At 66.5% G+C, this 16469-nt stretch carries 10 protein-coding genes; 1 reads left to right on the forward strand and 9 read right to left on the reverse strand.

What is annotated here, in order from left to right:
- Position 1: 1 nt before the first annotated feature.
- The 9 genes from ACFVXE_RS01645 to ngcE all read right to left on the reverse strand — a co-directional run bounded on the left by ACFVXE_RS01645 (position 2) and on the right by ngcE (position 12064).
- Positions 2-1513 (reverse strand): amino acid permease, encoded by a 1512-nt coding sequence (locus ACFVXE_RS01645; protein WP_389668114.1) that lies wholly within the window; start codon positions 1511-1513, stop codon positions 2-4.
- A 167-nt stretch (positions 1514-1680) separates the two neighbouring features.
- Positions 1681-3600 carry a 1-deoxy-D-xylulose-5-phosphate synthase gene (gene dxs / locus ACFVXE_RS01650; protein ID WP_389668116.1) on the reverse strand — a complete coding sequence of 640 codons (1920 nt, stop codon included), beginning with the start codon at positions 3598-3600 and terminating at the stop codon, positions 1681-1683.
- Positions 3601-3819: 219 nt separating this feature from the next.
- Positions 3820-5118 (reverse strand): sugar ABC transporter permease, encoded by a 1299-nt coding sequence (locus tag ACFVXE_RS01655; RefSeq protein ID WP_389668117.1) that lies wholly within the window; start codon positions 5116-5118, stop codon positions 3820-3822.
- On the reverse strand, positions 5115-5903 hold the full coding sequence (locus ACFVXE_RS01660) for an ATP-binding cassette domain-containing protein (protein WP_030979331.1): 789 nt from the start codon (positions 5901-5903) through the stop codon (positions 5115-5117). The genes ACFVXE_RS01655 and ACFVXE_RS01660 overlap by 4 nt, the downstream gene beginning before the upstream one ends.
- A gap of 232 nt (positions 5904-6135) precedes the next feature.
- A complete protein-coding gene (locus ACFVXE_RS01665; protein WP_389668118.1) occupies positions 6136-7203 on the reverse strand; it encodes a sugar ABC transporter substrate-binding protein in 1068 nt (355 codons plus the stop codon).
- 123 nt (positions 7204-7326) lie between these two features.
- Positions 7327-8526, reverse strand: a complete 1200-nt coding sequence (locus tag ACFVXE_RS01670) for an ROK family protein (protein ID WP_389668120.1) — start codon at positions 8524-8526, stop codon at positions 7327-7329.
- 198 nt (positions 8527-8724) lie between these two features.
- Positions 8725-9642 (reverse strand): carbohydrate ABC transporter permease, encoded by a 918-nt coding sequence (locus ACFVXE_RS01675; protein WP_389668122.1) that lies wholly within the window; start codon positions 9640-9642, stop codon positions 8725-8727.
- A complete protein-coding gene (locus tag ACFVXE_RS01680; RefSeq protein WP_389668124.1) occupies positions 9642-10565 on the reverse strand; it encodes a carbohydrate ABC transporter permease in 924 nt (307 codons plus the stop codon). The genes ACFVXE_RS01675 and ACFVXE_RS01680 overlap by 1 nt, the downstream gene beginning before the upstream one ends.
- Before the next feature lie 50 nt (positions 10566-10615).
- Positions 10616-12064, reverse strand: coding sequence for an N-acetylglucosamine/diacetylchitobiose ABC transporter substrate-binding protein (gene ngcE, locus ACFVXE_RS01685; RefSeq protein ID WP_389668126.1), 1449 nt, complete (start codon positions 12062-12064; stop codon positions 10616-10618).
- A 496-nt stretch (positions 12065-12560) separates the two neighbouring features.
- On the opposite strand from ngcE, the gene ACFVXE_RS01690 reads away from it, so the two are divergent.
- A complete protein-coding gene (locus tag ACFVXE_RS01690; protein WP_389668128.1) occupies positions 12561-16409 on the forward strand; it encodes a GH92 family glycosyl hydrolase in 3849 nt (1282 codons plus the stop codon).
- Positions 16410-16469 lie beyond the last annotated feature (60 nt).

Here is a 16469-nt window from a genome sequence, read left to right on the forward strand (position 1 = left end):
TCTACGGGCGGCTGGTGTCGACATCGATGCGGCTGTGCCTGCGCCCGTACGCGAAGTAGATGCCCACGCCGATGATCATCCAGATGACGAACCGGAGCCATGTCTCCGCCGGCAGATTGAGCATCAGCCAGACCGAGGCGGCCACCGAGGCGATCGGGAGCACCGGAACCCACGGCGTGCGGAACGCACGGGGCAGGTCGGGGCGGGTCCGGCGCAGCACGATGACTCCGAGGGCGACGACGACGAACGCGAAGAGCGTGCCGATGTTCACCAGTGTCGCCAGCTCGTTGATGCTGGTGAAGCCGGCGACGATCGCGATGATCACGCCGAGCAGGATGGTCGGGCGGTACGGCGTCCCGAACCTCGGATGCGTCTTCGAGAAGAACCGCGGAAGCAGCCCGTCGCGGCTCATCGCGAAGAACACCCGGGTCTGCCCCAGCAGCAGGATCATGCAGACGGTGGTGAGTCCGACCGCCGCGCCGAAGCTGATGAACCCCGCGAAGACGGGATGGCCGACGGCCTTGAAGGCGTCGGCCAGCGGCGCGCTCACCGACAGCTCGGTGTAGTGCTGCATGCCGGTGACCACCAGCGAGACGGCGACGTAGAGCACGGTGCAGATGAACAGCGAGGCGAGGATTCCCCGCGGCATGTCGCGCTGCGGGAGCTTGGTCTCCTCGGCGGCGGTCGCCACGACGTCGAAACCGATGAAGGCGAAGAAGACGATGGAGGCGGCGGTGAAGATGCCCAGGACACCGAAGTTGGTGGGCGCGTAGCCGAACATCAGCTGGATCAAAGGGGCGTTGAGACCGGAGTCGGCGGACTGCGGCTGCGCCGGCGGGATGAAGGGCGAGTAGTTGGCGGTCTTGATGAAGAAGAACCCCGCGATGATCACGATCAGGACGACGGCCACCTTGATGGCGACCACGACCGTCGTGACCCGGGCGGATAGCTTCATGCCGAGGACCAGGATCACGGTCAGGACGAGCACCAGGACGAAGGCCAGGATGTCGAAGCCGAACCCCGTCGCCACATCCGGTCCGGAGAGCACATCGGGCATGTGCCAGCCCACGTTGTCCATCAGTGAGCGGACGTACCCGGACCACCCGACCGCCACCACCGCCGTGCCCAGGGCGAACTCCAGCACCAGGTCCCAGCCGATGATCCAGGCGATCAGTTCGCCCAGCGAGGCGTACGAGAAGGTGTAGGCGGATCCCGCGACCGGCACGGTGGAGGCGAACTCGGCGTAGCAGAGCGCGGCGAGGGCGCAGACGACTGCCGCGACCACGAAGGCGATGGCGGTCGCGGGCCCGGCCGCCTCCTTGGCCACCTTGCCGGTCAGTACGAAGATGCCGGTGCCGATGATGACACCCACTCCGAAGACCGTGAGGTCGAGGGCGGAGAGGGACTTCTTGAGAGCGTGCTCCGGCTCCTCGGTGTCACGGATGGACTGCTCGATCGTCTTGGTGCGGAACAGTCCTTCTCTGCTGGGTGGTGTGTCCTGCTGGGCGGTCACCGGCGTACCTCCACGCACTCGTCGTGTACGCCATGATTGGGACAGCACCGGCGGCGAAGAGCGCCGCCCGGGGCGATTTCACGCGAATGGGCCGGTCGGACCACCCGTACAGGGTGGCCGACCGGCCCATCTGCCGTGCATGGAGCCGGCGGCGGGGACCGTACGGGTCAGTCGCGCGCGGGCTCGATCACGGAGCGGCTGTGGTCGTAGCGGCCGTCGAGCCTGGCGACGAGACCGGTGACCTGCCGGGCGATGTCCGGCGCCGTCAGCCCGATCTCGGCCATGACCTCCTTGCGGGAGGCGTGGTCGAGGAAGCGCGCCGGGATTCCGAAGTCGCGCAGCGGCATGTCGACCCCGGCGTCGCGCAGCGCCTGGGCGACCGCGGAGCCGACACCGCCGGCCCGGCTGTTGTCCTCCACGGTGACCACGACGCGGTGCCGTTCGGCGAGCGGCGCCATGGCCTCGTCGACCGGCTTGACCCAGCGCGGGTCGACGACCGTCGTCGTGATGCCCTGGGCGTCCAGCAGATCGGCGATCTCCAGGCACATCGGGGCGAGCGCGCCGACGGAGACCAGGAGAACGTCCGGGCGGGACGACTCGCAGGCACGCAGCACGTCCATGCCGCCGACCCTGCCGACGGCCTTGACCGCCGGGCCGACCGCGCCCTTGGAGAAGCGGACCACGGTCGGCGCGTCGTCGACCTCGACGGCCTCGCGCAGCTGGGCGCGTACCTGGTCGGCGTCGCGCGGGGCGGCGATCCGCAGGCCGGGCACGCACTGCAGGATCGACATGTCCCACATGCCGTTGTGCGAGGCGCCGTCGGTACCGGTGACACCGGCCCGGTCCAGGACGAACGTCACACCGCACTTGTGCAGGGCGACATCCATCAGGACCTGGTCGAAGGCCCGGTTGAGGAAGGTGGCGTACACCGCGAAGACCGGGTGGAGTCCGCCGGTGGCGAGGCCCGCCGCGGAGACCGCGCCGTGCTGCTCAGCGATGCCGACGTCGTAGATCCGGTCCGGGAATTCCTTCTCGAACTTGGTGAGCCCGACCGGCTGGAGCATGGCCGCGGTGATCGCGACGATGTCCTTGCGCTCCTTGCCGAGCTTGACCATCTCCTCGCCGAAGACGGAGGTCCAGTCGAGGCCGGAGGTGGCGACGGGCAGGCCGGTGTCGGGGTGGATCTTGCCGACCGCGTGGAAGCGGTCGGCCTCGTCGAGGAGGGCGGGGGTGTAGCCGCGGCCCTTCTCGGTGAGGCAGTGCACGATGACCGGACCGCCGAAGCGCTTGGCGCGCTGCAGCGCGGACTCCAGGGCCTCGATGTCGTGGCCGTCGATCGGGCCGACGTACTTGAGGCCGAGGTCCTCGAACATGCCCTGCGGGGCGATGAAGTCCTTCAGCCCCTTCTTCGCGCCGTGCAGGGTCTCGTACAGCGGCTTCCCGACGACGGGGGTGCGCTCCAGGATGTCCTTGCCGCGGGCCAGGAAACGCTCGTAGCCGTCGGTGGTACGGAGCGTCGCGAGGTGGTTGGCGAGGCCGCCGATGGTCGGGGCGTAGGAGCGCTCGTTGTCGTTGACGACGATGACGAGCGGGCGGTCCTTGGCGGCGGCGATGTTGTTCAGCGCCTCCCAGGCCATACCGCCGGTGAGCGCGCCGTCGCCGATGACCGCGACGACGTGGTCGTCCTTCCTCAGTACCTCGTTGGCCTTGGCGAGGCCGTCGGCCCAGCCCAGGACGGTCGAGGCGTGCGAGTTCTCGATGACGTCGTGCTCGGACTCGGCGCGCGAGGGGTAGCCGGACAGGCCGCCCTTGCTCTTGAGCTTCGAGAAGTCCTGGCGACCGGTGAGCAGCTTGTGCACATAGCTCTGGTGGCCGGTGTCGAACAGCACCTTGTCCTTCGGCGAATCGAAGACCCGGTGCAGGGCGATGGTCAGCTCGACCACGCCCAGGTTGGGGCCGAGGTGGCCGCCGGTCTTGGAGACGGCGTCGACGAGGAAGGTCCGGATCTCTTCGGCGAGCTGGTCCAGCTGCTCGGGAGTGAGCCGGTCCAGGTCACGCGGTCCACCGATGCGGGTCAGCAGAGCCACCCGTGCCTCCTTGCGTTTCGAGCTGGTCGAGCATGCCGATCCGATGAGTCTAATGTTCCGTCCGCGCCCGGAGTCATCGGGCGGCGTGTTCGCGGGGGGATCGCCTGCGGACGCCCCTGTGAACGGATGCGCGCATCCGCGCTCGGAAGCGGGCGCGGATGCACGCGCGCGTGTGCCCGGCACCACGAAGGGTGCCGGGCACACGCGTGCGTGCCGCGGTCAGGCGCGGCCCGCGGTCTTCTGGGTCTTGCGCGAGACCGAGTCGATGATCACGGCGATGAGGAGTACTCCACCGGTGATCATGTACTGGATCGCGTTCGACGACAGGTTCATCTGGTTGAGGCCCTGGACGATCGACTGGATGACCAGGATGCCCAGCAGCGCGGACCAGACCTTGCCGCGTCCGCCGAACAGGGACGTACCGCCGATGACGGCTGCGGCGATGCACATCATGAGCTGGTTGCCGCCACCGAGCGAACGGTCGGCGCCGCCGGTCGCGGAGGCCAGGAAGAGACCGCCGACCGCACCGAGCGTGCCGGAGATCATGAACACCGAGATGCGGATCCAGGACACGTTGATACCGGCACGACGCGCTGCCTCGATGCCACCGCCGACCGCGAAGATCTGACGGCCGTAGGTGGTGCGGCGCAGAACGAAGTCGGTGATGACCAGGATCGCGAGGAAGATCACCAGGGAGAGCGGGAGGCCCTGCTCCTGGTTGAACGCGTACGCGGCGAGGAGGCACAGGACGGCGATCAGCCCGGTGCGCAGGATGATCTCGCTCTGCGGGCGGTGCGGCAGCTCTGCGGCCTTGCGGCGGCTCGAGTCGCGCAGCTGCGCGAGGTAGAAGGCGACGATCACGACCACGGCGAGACCGTAGGCGGCGGCGACGTCGGCGAAGTAGTAGCTGGTCAGGTCGCGGACGAAGCTGCCGAGCGGGGTGGTGATGGTGGACTTGTCGCCCATCACCCAGGTCTGCAGACCGGCCCAGCCCAGGAAGCCTGCCAGCGTCACGACGAACGCGGGCACGCCGATCTTGGCGAAGACGATGCCGTGGAAGGCGCCGATGACCGTGCCGGACAGGATGCCGACCACGATGGCGAGGGAGTCGGGCATGTCCGTGCCGAGCACGGCCCACACCGAACCCGCGAGACCCGCGACGGAACCGACCGCGAGGTCGATCTCGCCGAGCAGCAGTACGAAGACGATGCCCACGGCCATGATGCCGGGGCCCGCCGCGTACAGCGTGATCTGGTCGAGGTTGTACGAGGTGAGGAAGTTGCCGGTCTCGGCCTGGAAGACGATCCCGATGACGATCAGGCCCACCACGACAGGCAGCGAGCCGATCTCACCCGAGCGCACCTTGCGCTTGAACTCGGTCCAGTAGCCCTTGAAGCCCTGCTCACGGATGAGCAGGCGGGGGTCGACGACCTTGACTGCGCCGGCCGCTGCTACGGGAGCCTCGGTGGCCTTTGCCTGGGCCGGGACCTCGGCCGAAGTCTTGCTGATCTTGCTCACTTGGATGCCTCCGCGCTGCGGGACTTGCGACGGGTCACGGCGTTGTCCGTGGCGCCCGTGATCGCGGCGATGATTTCTTCGTGGCTGGTCGTCGCCACAGGGAAGATGCCGTTGTTGTGGCCGAGTCGCAGCACGGCGACCTTGTCGGCGACAGCCTTCACATCGGCCATGTTGTGGCTGATGAGGATGACGCCGAGGTTCTGCTCGCGCAGCCGCTCCACCAGGTCGAGGACCTGTGCGGTCTGCTCGACGCCGAGGGCCGCGGTGGGCTCGTCCAGGATCACGATCTTGGGGTTGCCGACCAGGGCACGGGCGATGGCCACGACCTGGCGCTGGCCGCCGGAGAGCGCGGCAACCGGGATACGGACGCTGGGGATACGGATGGAGAGCGTGGACAGGAGGTCCTGTGCCCGCTTCTCCATGGCGACCTCGTCGAGGACGCCACCCTTCTTGATCTCGCGACCGAGGAAGAGGTTGGCGACGACATCCAGGTTGTCGCAGAGCGCAAGGTCCTGGTAGACGGTGGCGACGCCGAGGTTCTGGGCGTCGTGCGGACGGTTGATGTCCACCTTCGCGCCCTCCCACTCGATGACGCCCTCATCGATGGGGTGCACGCCGGCGATCGTCTTGACCAGCGTGGACTTTCCTGCACCGTTGTCGCCGACCAGGGCGACCACTTCTCCGGCGTGGACTTCGAGATCGACACCGGAGAGGACCTGGACCGCTCCGAATCGCTTGAAGACTCCACGCAACGCCAGCACGGGCGTCTGTGACACGTGAACCATCTCCTTCGCCGCCTGACCGGCGGGGATGTGCCGCCTGACCGGCGGAGACGCCGCGCCACGAGGGGCAGCGTCGATGTACTGGAAGTACTGGGGGAAGAATGTCCGGCACCCGGCCGGCAGCGGGGTGTGGGCCGGCCGGGGCCGGACAGTCATGGGGCGGGCGGACTCCGCCGTGCGGCGCGGACCAAACCCGTACGCGCCAGGGCCTGTTGGCCCTGGGCGCGAGGAGGGACTACTTGATGCCCAGTGCGGTGCACTTGGCGGCGATGTCCTTGACGCAGATCGCGGAGGCCTGGTAGATGCCGTCCTTGACCACGGTGGACTCGATGTTGTCCTTGTTCACCACGGTCGGCTCGAGCAGCGTGGAGGGAACGCCGTCCGTCTTGCCCGAGGCGCCGATGTCCTTGCCCTGGAGCAGGTTGACAGCGAACTGGGCGGCCGTCGGGGCGAGCTGCTTCGGCGACTTGTAGATCGTGAAGGTCTGCGTACCGGCGATGATCCGCTGGATACCGGGGAGCTCGGCGTCCTGGCCACCCACCGGGATGTCCTTGATGCCGGCGTTGCTCAGGGACGTGATGATGCCGCCGGCCATGCCGTCGTTGGCGGAGTAGACCGCGTTGATCTTGCCCTTGCCGACCGAGGAGATCGCGGCGGTCATCTTCTCGCCGGCGATCTTCGGGTCCCACTCGCCGGACGCCTCGTAGGCAATCTTGATCTTGCCGTCGAGGGCCTCGTGAGCACCCTTCTTGAACAGGCCGGCGTTCGGGTCCTTCTCGTCACCGTTGATCATGACGAGGTTGGAGCCGGCCGCCTTGGAGCCGAGGGCGTCGAGGACGGCCTGGCCCTGGAGCTTGCCGATCTTCTCGTTGTCGTGGCTGACGTAGGCGTCGGCACCGACGATGGCGCGGTCGTACGCGACGACCTTGACGCCCTTCTTGTGTGCGTCGGCAACCCACGCGGCGGACTTCTCGGCGTCGACCGAGGAGATCGCGATGACCTTGATGCCGTCGGCGATCTGCTGCTCGAACTGCTGCTTCTGCTGGCCGACATCACCGGCCGCGTTGTTGTAGACGACCTCGCAGGCCGCGCAGTCCTTCTTGACCGCTTCGATGAACAGCGGCTTGTCCAGCGTCTCGTAGCGAGCGGTCTTGTTCTCCGGGAGCAGCAGACCGATCTTGGTCTTGCTGCCCGAGTCCGCCGAGTCCTTCTTGTCGTCGCCCGCCTTGCCACAGGCTGCGAGGGAGACGGCCATCGAAACTGCGGCCGTGCCTATGACGATGCGTCGCGTCATTGCGTTCATTGCGGGTGTGCCTCCCTGACGAGGCCGCAGCGTTGCGGCCGAGGTGGCTGGAAGTCAACTCGGCCTCAACGTCGGCGTCAAGGAGTAAATCCTTAACGAGATGACAACGGTGCCATTCGTTATCTAAGTGAAGGCAGGAGTCGCAGTCGGGAGAGTGCTCTCCAAAAGGGTCGAATCGCCCATTTCGCTCAGCACGAGAGCCAGTGCGCCGAGCACCTCCGCACGCCCTCCCAGCGCCCCGGGAAGGACGGAGAGCTGCCGTGCCGCACTGGGGATGGCGTAGCGCGACACGGAGTCGCGGATCGGCCCGAGGACCAGCTCCCCCGCCTCCGCCAGGGAGCCGCCGAGCACCACCCGGCTGGGATTGAGCAGGTTGCACAGATTGGCGACGCCGCTGCCGATGTGGCGGCCCACGTCGCCGATCACCCGGCGGCAGCCCGGGTCGCCCTCGCGTGCCAGCTGGACCACCCGCTCCATGGTGAGATCGGCCCCGTGGCTGGGCTGGAGCAGGGGCAGCACGTACCGCGCGGCGGTGAACGTCTCCAGGCACCCACGGTTGCCGCAGCGGCAGACCGGGCCCGATTCGTCGAGCGTGATGTGGCCGATCTCGCCGGCCGTGCCCCCGGGGCCCCGGTAGATGTGCCCGTCGATCACCAGACCGGCACCGACGCCGCTGGCGACCTTGATGTACGCCAGGTCCGTGACCCCCCGGCCGCTGCCCCAGACCAGCTCCCCCAGCGCGCCGAGATTGGCGTCGTTGTCGACGTACACCGGGACGCCCAGCCGCGAGGCGAGCTCGTCGCTCGGGTTGATGCCCGTCCAGCCCGGCAGGATCGATGTGGAGCCCAGCGTCCCGGACTCCACATCGATCGGGCCGGGAACACCGAGACCGACGCCGATCACCTTGTCCGGACTGATCCCGGTCGTCTCGATCAGCCGTTTGACCAGCTGTTCCGCCCGCCCGAAGCCCTCCGCGGACGAGGCGTCGACGTCCAGCGGCTCGGACTCCTCGGCCAGCACCTGGTGGGCCAGGTTGCCGACGGCCACACGCAGGTGCGTATGGCCGAAGTCGACGCCGATCACGATGCCCGCGTCGCCGCTGAGCGAGACGCTCCGGGCCCGGCGGCCACCGGCCGAGGTCGGGGTCACCTCGACCGTCCCGCCGTCCTTCAGTTCGCGAACGATATTGGAAACCGTAGCCGCGGAGAGGCCCGTGCTTCTGGCGATCTCCGCCTGGGTGAGCGAACCCGCCATACGCACGGCACGCACGACCCGCTCAAGGTTGGCGCGATGCAGAGATGTCTGCGATCCCGGAGTCTCCATCGACTCACTCACTCCTACCGGTTTCTCTAACATGTGAACTCTAAGCTGAGCGTTTTGGGGTACTCCCCGTCAAGACCTTGAGCAGTGGAAGCCTCGGATGAGCAGCCTGTGCAGCCGGTGCGACCACGAAAAACAGACGAACCGCCCGCCGGCATGTGGCCGACGGGCGGTTTTTCTGTGTGCAAGAAGTGTGCGGCGCTACTTCACGGCTCCCGCGGTCAGACCCGCGACGACCTGGCGCTGGAAGATGATGTAGGCCGCGAGGACCGGCAGCATCGCCATCACCAGACCGGCGAAGAGACCGGACCAGTCACCCTTGTAGCCCTGGCTGTTGGCCAGTTCGACCAGGCCCTGGGAGAGCACCCGGTATTTCGGGTCGGTGTTGAGCACCGTGGGCAGCATGTACTGGTTCCACTGTCCGAGGAAGTTGAAGATACCGACGCTGATCAGGCCGGGCTTCGCCATCGGCAGCATCACCTGGAAGAACGTCCGGGTGTGCGAGGCCCCGTCGAGCATCGCCGCCTCCGCCACCGAGGTCGGCAGCGTCCGGAAGAACGAGGTGAGGAAGAAGACGGTGAACGGCAGTGAGTACGCGATGTAGACCAGGATCAGTCCGTGTCGCGTGTTCAGCAGGCCCATGTTGTTCATCACGAAGAACAGCGGAACCAGCGCCAGGATGATCGGGAAGCTCATCCCGCCGATGAACAGGAAGTACAGGAAGCGGTTCCCCGGGAAGTCGAACCGCGCCAGCACGTACGCAGCCATGGAACCCAGCAGCAACGTGCCGACGAGCGAGCAGCCCACCACGATGATCGTGTTGAAGAAGTAGTCGCTCATGTGCGCCTGGCTCCAGGCGCGCGACCAGTTGTCGAAGTGCAGCTTGTCGGGCAGCGCCCACGGCGTCGACAGAATCGAGTCGTCGGTCTTGAAAGAGGCCATCACCGCCCAGAGCAGCGGCATGACGACCAGGATCGCCCAGATGATCAGCACACCGTGCGAGAAGACATTGAGGACCTGACCCTCGCTGCCCTTCTCCTTCTTGCCGCCGGGCACGGTCACCTTCGACACGGGCACGCGGTCCGCCGCAGGCGCGGGAGGGGTGTCAGTCGTCTTCATCAGAACTCCAGCCGCTCGCGCCGGCCCAGTCGCATCACGATGGCCGCGAAGGCCATGGTGACGATGAGCAGTCCGACACCGATCGTTGTTGCGTATCCTGCCTGGCCGTCACGGAAAGCGGTCTGGTACACGTACAGCGGGAGGACCGTCGTCGAGTAGGCGGGACCACCGGGACCCACGGTCATGACCTGTACGGCCGTGAAGGCCTCCACGCCGAGGGCCAGGATTCCCATGTAGACCCAGCCCGACTGCACCGTGTCCCAGAGCAGCGGCAGGGTGATCCTGAAGAACGTCGTGAAACGATTGGCCCCGTCGAGGAGCGCCGCCTCGTAGAAGTCCTTCGGAATGGACGCCATTCCGGCGGAGAACAGGACGACGAAGAATCCGACCGTCGACCAGATCAGCACCGACATGACGCAGACGAGCGCGAGGCTCGGATCACCCAGCCAGTCCGGCTGAATGGATCCGAGACCGATCCCCTTCAGCGTCGCATTCAGCATCCCGTCGCGGGGATTGAAAGCGAACTGGAAGAGCAGGGCGACAATGACGATCGAGAGCACCTGGGGGAAGAAATAGGCGATCTTGTAGAAGCCCGAGCCCCGCACGCCGGCGACCGTGGCGTCCTTGCGCCGTCGGCCACCGACATTGAGCATGAAGGCGAAGAAAAGCGCCAGGCCCAGCGTCACCAGCGGCAGCAGCAGCACAAGCAACACGCTGTGCTGCAAGGACTTCCAGAAGATGTCGTCCTTCAGCATCCTGGTGTAGTTGTCGAACCCGACCATCTTGAAGTCCGGGCTCAGACCTGTCCAGTCCGTGAACGAGTAGTAGATGGACTGGATGAACGGCCAAATGACGAAGACCGCGTACAACGCCAGTGGGGCTGCCAGGAACCCCACAATGAAGCGGTACTTGCCGTGCTGCATCGTTTACCGACCCCGATCTTTCCGCGGGTGCCGCCGCTGGTGACGGTTGCTCACTGGTGCTTGTAGTGCTTGATGGACTGGTCCTTGGCCGCCGCGTCCGCGAAGGCCTGGATCTTCTTGATGGCCTCCGCCGGGGTCGCGCGGCCCGCCATCATCTCGCCGATGCCGGCGACACCGATCTGCTCCTTCTGGAGCTTGACGTACCAGTCCTGCAGACGCGGGTTCACCACGTTGTCGCCGGCCTTCTTCAGCGCGTCGACACCGGCCTGCATGGCCGTGGACAGGGTCAGACCGTCGGTGCCACCGTTGAAGGCGCTGAGGGACTTGACCTGCTTGGTGAAGTTCTTCGAGGACTCCTCGGAGAGCATGATGCGCAGCTGCTCCATGCCGCCCTCGGGGTTCTTCGCCTTGGCCGGGACGACGAAGGGCTCGCCGCCGGAGGCCCAGATGGTGCCGAACGGCATCTTGTCCGACGAGTCCAGGCTGGACGGCGCCGAGACCATCATCTTGAAGTCCTTGGGCGTGGTGGGCGCCGCCTCGTTCTCCACCCACGAACCGTTCGGGATGAAGAGCGCCTTGCCCTTGGTCCACTCGGTCTGCGACTGGATGTGGGTCAGGCCCGGGGTGCCCTTGAGGATGTACCCCTTCTTGTAGAGCTCGTAGTACGCCTCGAACGCCGCCTTGACCGCGGGGTCCTTCCAGGCGTTCGGCTCCAGGTTGTCGATCTTGTCGAGAACCTCCCGGCCACCGATCTTGCCGATGAACGGGTAGAGCGAGAACGGCAGGTAGTAGGGGTACTTACCGGCGTACGTCCAGCCGGCGATGCCCTTCTTCTTCGCCTTCTCGCAGAGGGCGAGCATGTCGTCCCAGTTCTCGGGGTACTGCGCGTCGAGGTTGTCCAGCGCGGTCTGCGAGTACCAGACGCCGTAGACCGTGTACGCGTAGTACATGATCCAGACCGGGTCGCCGTCGAACTGGCCCATCTCCAGGACGCCGGGACGCAGCGTGTCGCGGACCTTCTTGCTCGGGTCGTCGATGGACGGGGCGTCCATCAGCGGCGTCAGGTCGAGCAGCTGCTTCTTGCCGACCAGGACACCCATGTCCATCTGCTCGGCACCCGAGTTGTCGATCAGGTCCGGCGGGGTGCCGCCGTTGAAGCGCGGCTGCAGCTGCGACTGGATCTTCTGGGTCGCGCTGTGCTTGACCTTCGGGGCCTTCGGGAACGCCGCGTTGTACTTCTTCTCCGCGTCGATCGCGTACTGCTGACCGAAACCGCCGTCGAAGATGACGACGTCGAGGGGGGCGGTCTCGTTGACGCCGAGCGGGTTCTTGGCGCTCGTCTTGCCCTTCTTGACCGTGTTGTCGCTGCCGCTGTCGCTGCTCGCACATGCCGACAGGAAGCTCATCGTCGGAACGGTGATCAGACCGAGTGCGGCAGAACGCTTGATCACGTCGCGACGGCCAAGGCCCTCATTCGTGTGGCCGGAGGTGGATCCCATGCTCAAGTCCTCGCCTTCTCCAGGACTCAGGCGGTGTGTACCGGTCGCCCGTCGAAATTCGCCTCAGGCGAAGGGCCCCGCCACCGCGGTCAGTTGCGCTTGGGTTGTGCTGATTTTGCAGGCTAGCCAGATACAGCGGGGATTCGGGATGTCGAGCAGTGGATGCACCTGCGGCACCCTTCGGCCGTTGCCCCTGCCCCCGTGTCGCCCGCGTGGAAACGGCGGGGCGGACGCCGACAGGTATAGTCCACTTGCAGTGGGGTGGGCAAGATCGAATGCACCTTTGAGCGGCAGTCTTTCCCGAGTTGAGACCTCACAGATACATGGACCTCGCATGCATGCGTCCGGGTGTAACGATTTCCGCAATACGGTCGATTCTCCCGGCCGTTCGTGCCCAACGCCCTTGACACATCCAGTCACTTGGCTCCCTACTAGATCCTGCGCATCACTCTGACAACGTTGTCCAGGCGCACATCCTCGGGAGGAATGGCTCGGCATGCAGCCCCGACATGGTTCTCGCAAGAGACAAAGCCGTACGGCCGCACTCATCGCGGCTTCGCTGGTCCTGGTGGTGACCGCCCCTTCGGCGGCCTTCGCCCAGTCGGCAAGGTCCACCGAAAGGGGTGAAAGGCCCACAGGTGACCAGACGTTCAGCTCGTCGTTCGAAACGGACGAGAAGCAGCCGGACTGGCGCAACACCGTGGAAGTCGGGCCGGACGGAAAGAATCGGTCATCCGGCATCGATGGTGGCTTCTCTTCCGGAATACCGGGAAATGTCACGGACAAGGTCACGGACGTCCGGGCCAGCGATGAGAACAGCGGCGGCGGCGAGGTCAAGGAGAACCTCGTCGACGGGGAGTCCTCCACCAAGTGGCTGTCCTTCGAACCCACCGCCTGGGTCGAGTTCGACCTCGAGGCGCCGGTCAAGGTCGTCACCTATGCACTGACGTCGGCCAACGACCACGACGAGCGCGACCCGAAGGACTGGACCCTTCAGGGCTCGGACGACGGCAAGACGTGGAAGGACCTCGACACCAGGACCGACCAGTCCTTCACCGAGCGCTTCCAGACGAAGTCGTACGACTTCACGGCCGACGCGGCCTACCAGCACTTCCGGCTCAACATCACGAAGAACAACGGCGCTTCGGACGCGACCCAGCTCGCCGACGTCCAGTTCTCCGACGGCAACACCAGCACCCCGGCACCCGCGGAGATGCGCAGCCAGGTCGACCACGGCCCCTCGGGCTCGCCCACCGCCAAGTCGGGCGCGGGCTTCACGGGTACGAAGGCCCTGCGGTACGCGGGTACGCACAAGGCGGACGGTCACGCCTACTCGTACAACAAGGTCTTCGACGTCAACACCGCCGTCACCCGTGACACCGACCTCTCCTACCTGGTCTACCCGCAGATGGGCGAGACCGACCTCTCCTACCCCGCCACGCATGTGGCGGTGGACCTGGCGTTCACGGACGGCACGTACCTGAGCGATCTGCGGGCCACCGACAGCAACGGCGGTCTGCTGACCCCGCAGGGCCAGGCGGACGCCAAGCGGCTGTACGTCAACCAGTGGAACAAGGTCGACTCGCGCATCGGCACGGTCGCGGCGGGCAAGACCGTCGACCGGATCCTGGTGGCGTACGACTCCCCCAAGGGCCCGGCGAAGTTCCAGGGCTGGATCGACGACATCAAGATCGCCCCGAAGGCTCCGGAGAAGCGCCGCGCGCACCTGTCCGACTACGCGTCGACGGTCCGCGGCACCAACTCCAGCGGCGGCTTCTCGCGCGGCAACAACTTCCCCGCCACGGCGGTCCCGAACGGCTTCAACTTCTGGACTCCGGTCACCAACGCCGGGTCGACGAGCTGGCTGTACGACTACGCGCGCGCCAACAACGACGACAACCTGCCGACCATGCAGGCGTTCAGCGCGAGCCACGAGCCGAGCCCCTGGATGGGCGACCGGCAGACGTTCCAGCTGATGCCGTCGGTGGCCTCGGGCACCCCGGACGCCTCCCGCACCGCGCGCGCACTGCCGTTCAAGCACGAGAACGAGACGGCGAAGCCGCACTACTACGGTGTGAAGTTCGAGAACGGCCTCAAGGCCGAGATGACTCCGACCGATCACGCGGCACGGATGCGGTTCACGTACCCGGGTGACGACGCGAGCATCGTCTTCGACAACATCTCCAACGCCGGTGGCCTCACGCTCGACCCGAAGACCAGCTCCTTCACGGGCTTCTCCGACGTGAAGAGCGGCCTCTCCACCGGTGCCACCCGGCTGTTCGTGTACGGCGTCTTCGACGCGCCGGTCACCGCGAGCGGCAAGCTGCCCGGTGGTGGCGGCGACGACGTGACCGGCTACCTCCGCTTCGACGCGGGCAAGGACCGGACCGTCAACCTGCGACTGGCCACCTCGCTGATCAGCGTCGACCAGGCGAAGCAGAACCTGGCCTCCGAGATCCCCGCCTCCAGCTCCTTCGAGCGGATCGAGGACCGGGCGCAGCACGCCTGGGACAGCATCCTGGGCAAGGTCGAGGTCGAGGGTGCCAACGCCGACCAGCTGACCACGCTCTACTCCAGCCTCTACCGTCTCTACCTCTACCCGAACTCGGGCTTCGAGAAGGTCGACGGCAAGGACAAGTACGCCAGCCCGTTCTCGGCGCAGCCCGTCCCCGACTCCCCGACCCACACGGGCGCGAAGATCGTCGACGGCAAGGTGTACATCAACAACGGGTTCTGGGACACCTACCGGACCACCTGGCCCGCGTACTCCTTCCTCACGCCGACGAAGGCCGGCGAGATGGTCGACGGGTTCGTCCAGCAGTACAAGGACGGCGGCTGGATCTCCCGCTGGTCCTCCCCCGGCTACGCCGACCTGATGACCGGCACCTCGTCCGACGTGGCGTTCGCCGACGCGTACGTCAAGGGCGTGAAGTTCGACGCCGAGGCGGCGTACGACGCGGCCGTGAAGAACGCCACGGTGGTCCCGCCGACGTCGGGTGTCGGACGCAAGGGGATGGAGACCTCCCCGTTCGACGGATACGCGAACACGTCGACGCACGAGGGTCTGTCCTGGTCGCTCGAGGGCTACCTCAACGACTACGGCATCGCCCAGATGGGCAAGGCGCTCTACAAGAAGACGAAGAAGCAGCGGTACAAGGAGGAGTCCGAGTACTTCCTCAACCGGGCCCAGAACTACGTCGATCTCTTCGACACCAAGGCCGGCTTCTTCCAGGGCAAGGACGCCGACGGTGACTGGCGCGTCCCGTCCGACCAGTACGACCCGCGGATCTGGGGTTACGACTACACGGAGACCAACGGCTGGGGTTACGCCTTCACGGCGCCGCAGGACAGCCGCGGTCTGGCGAACCTGTACGGCGGCCGCGACGGCCTGGCGAAGAAGCTCGACACGTACTTCTCCACGCCGGAGACGGCCGGACCGGACGTCGTCGGCTCGTACGGCGGAGTCATCCACGAGATGACGGAGGCCCGCGACGTACGCATGGGCATGTACGGCCACAGCAACCAGGTCGCGCACCACGTCACGTACATGTACGACGCGGCGTCGCAGCCGTGGAAGACCCAGGAGAAGGTCCGCGAGGTCCTCGGCCGTCTCTACACGGGCAGCGAGATCGGCCAGGGCTACCACGGTGACGAGGACAACGGCGAGCAGTCGGCCTGGTACCTCTTCTCCTCGCTCGGCTTCTACCCGCTGGTGATGGGCAGTGGCGAGTACGCGATCGGCTCCCCGCTCTTCACGAAGACGACCGTGCACCTGGAGAACGGCCACGACCTCGTGGTCAAGGCTCCGAAGAACAGCACGAAGAACATCTACGTGCAGGGTCTGAAGGTCAACGGCAAGACCTGGACGTCCACGTCGCTGCCGCACGACCTGCTGGCCAAGGGCGGCGTCCTGGACTTCGACATGGGCTCCAAGCCGTCGTCGTGGGGCACCGGCAAGAACGCGGCCCCCACCTCGATCACCACGGACGACAAGACTCCGTCGCCCCGGACGGACGCCCTGAAGGGTGAGGGCGCACTGTTCGACAACACGTCGGCCACCACGGCGACGGTGAGCGGCTCGGTGGAGCTGCCGGTCGGATCGGCGACGAAGGCGGTCCAGTACACGCTGACGTCGGGTTCGGCGGCGAAGGCGCCGACGGGCTGGGTGCTGCAGGGCTCGTCGGACGGCACGACCTGGAAGGACCTCGACAAGCGGTCCGGACAGTCGTTCGCGTGGGACAAGCAGACGCGGGTGTTCTCGGTGAGCAACCCGGGGTCGTACGCGCACTACCGTCTGGTTCCCGCCGGTGACGGGAGCCTCGCGGAGCTGGAGCTGCTTTCCTGATCCAGCGTTCGTCACGTGTGACGCGGACGGCCGGTACCTCCCTTCCGGGGGGTACCGGCC

The organism is Streptomyces sp. NPDC058231, from assembly GCF_042882275.1.
Classification (GTDB): Bacteria; Actinomycetota; Actinomycetes; order Streptomycetales; family Streptomycetaceae; genus Streptomyces.

Bases quoted from the DNA above. Each gene is read 5' to 3' on its own strand.
- ACFVXE_RS01690 (WP_389668128.1), top strand. From the start codon at position 12,561: ATGCAGCCCCGACATGGTTCTCGCAAGAGACAAAGCCGTACGGCCGCA.
- ACFVXE_RS01665 (WP_389668118.1), bottom strand. From the start codon at position 7,203: ATGAACGCAATGACGCGACGCATCGTCATAGGCACGGCCGCAGTTTCG.
- ACFVXE_RS01660 (WP_030979331.1), bottom strand. From the start codon at position 5,903: ATGGTTCACGTGTCACAGACGCCCGTGCTGGCGTTGCGTGGAGTCTTC.
- ngcE (WP_389668126.1), bottom strand. From the start codon at position 12,064: ATGGGATCCACCTCCGGCCACACGAATGAGGGCCTTGGCCGTCGCGAC.
- ACFVXE_RS01675 (WP_389668122.1), bottom strand. From the start codon at position 9,642: ATGAAGACGACTGACACCCCTCCCGCGCCTGCGGCGGACCGCGTGCCC.
- ACFVXE_RS01680 (WP_389668124.1), bottom strand. From the start codon at position 10,565: ATGCAGCACGGCAAGTACCGCTTCATTGTGGGGTTCCTGGCAGCCCCA.
- ACFVXE_RS01670 (WP_389668120.1), bottom strand. From the start codon at position 8,526: ATGGAGACTCCGGGATCGCAGACATCTCTGCATCGCGCCAACCTTGAG.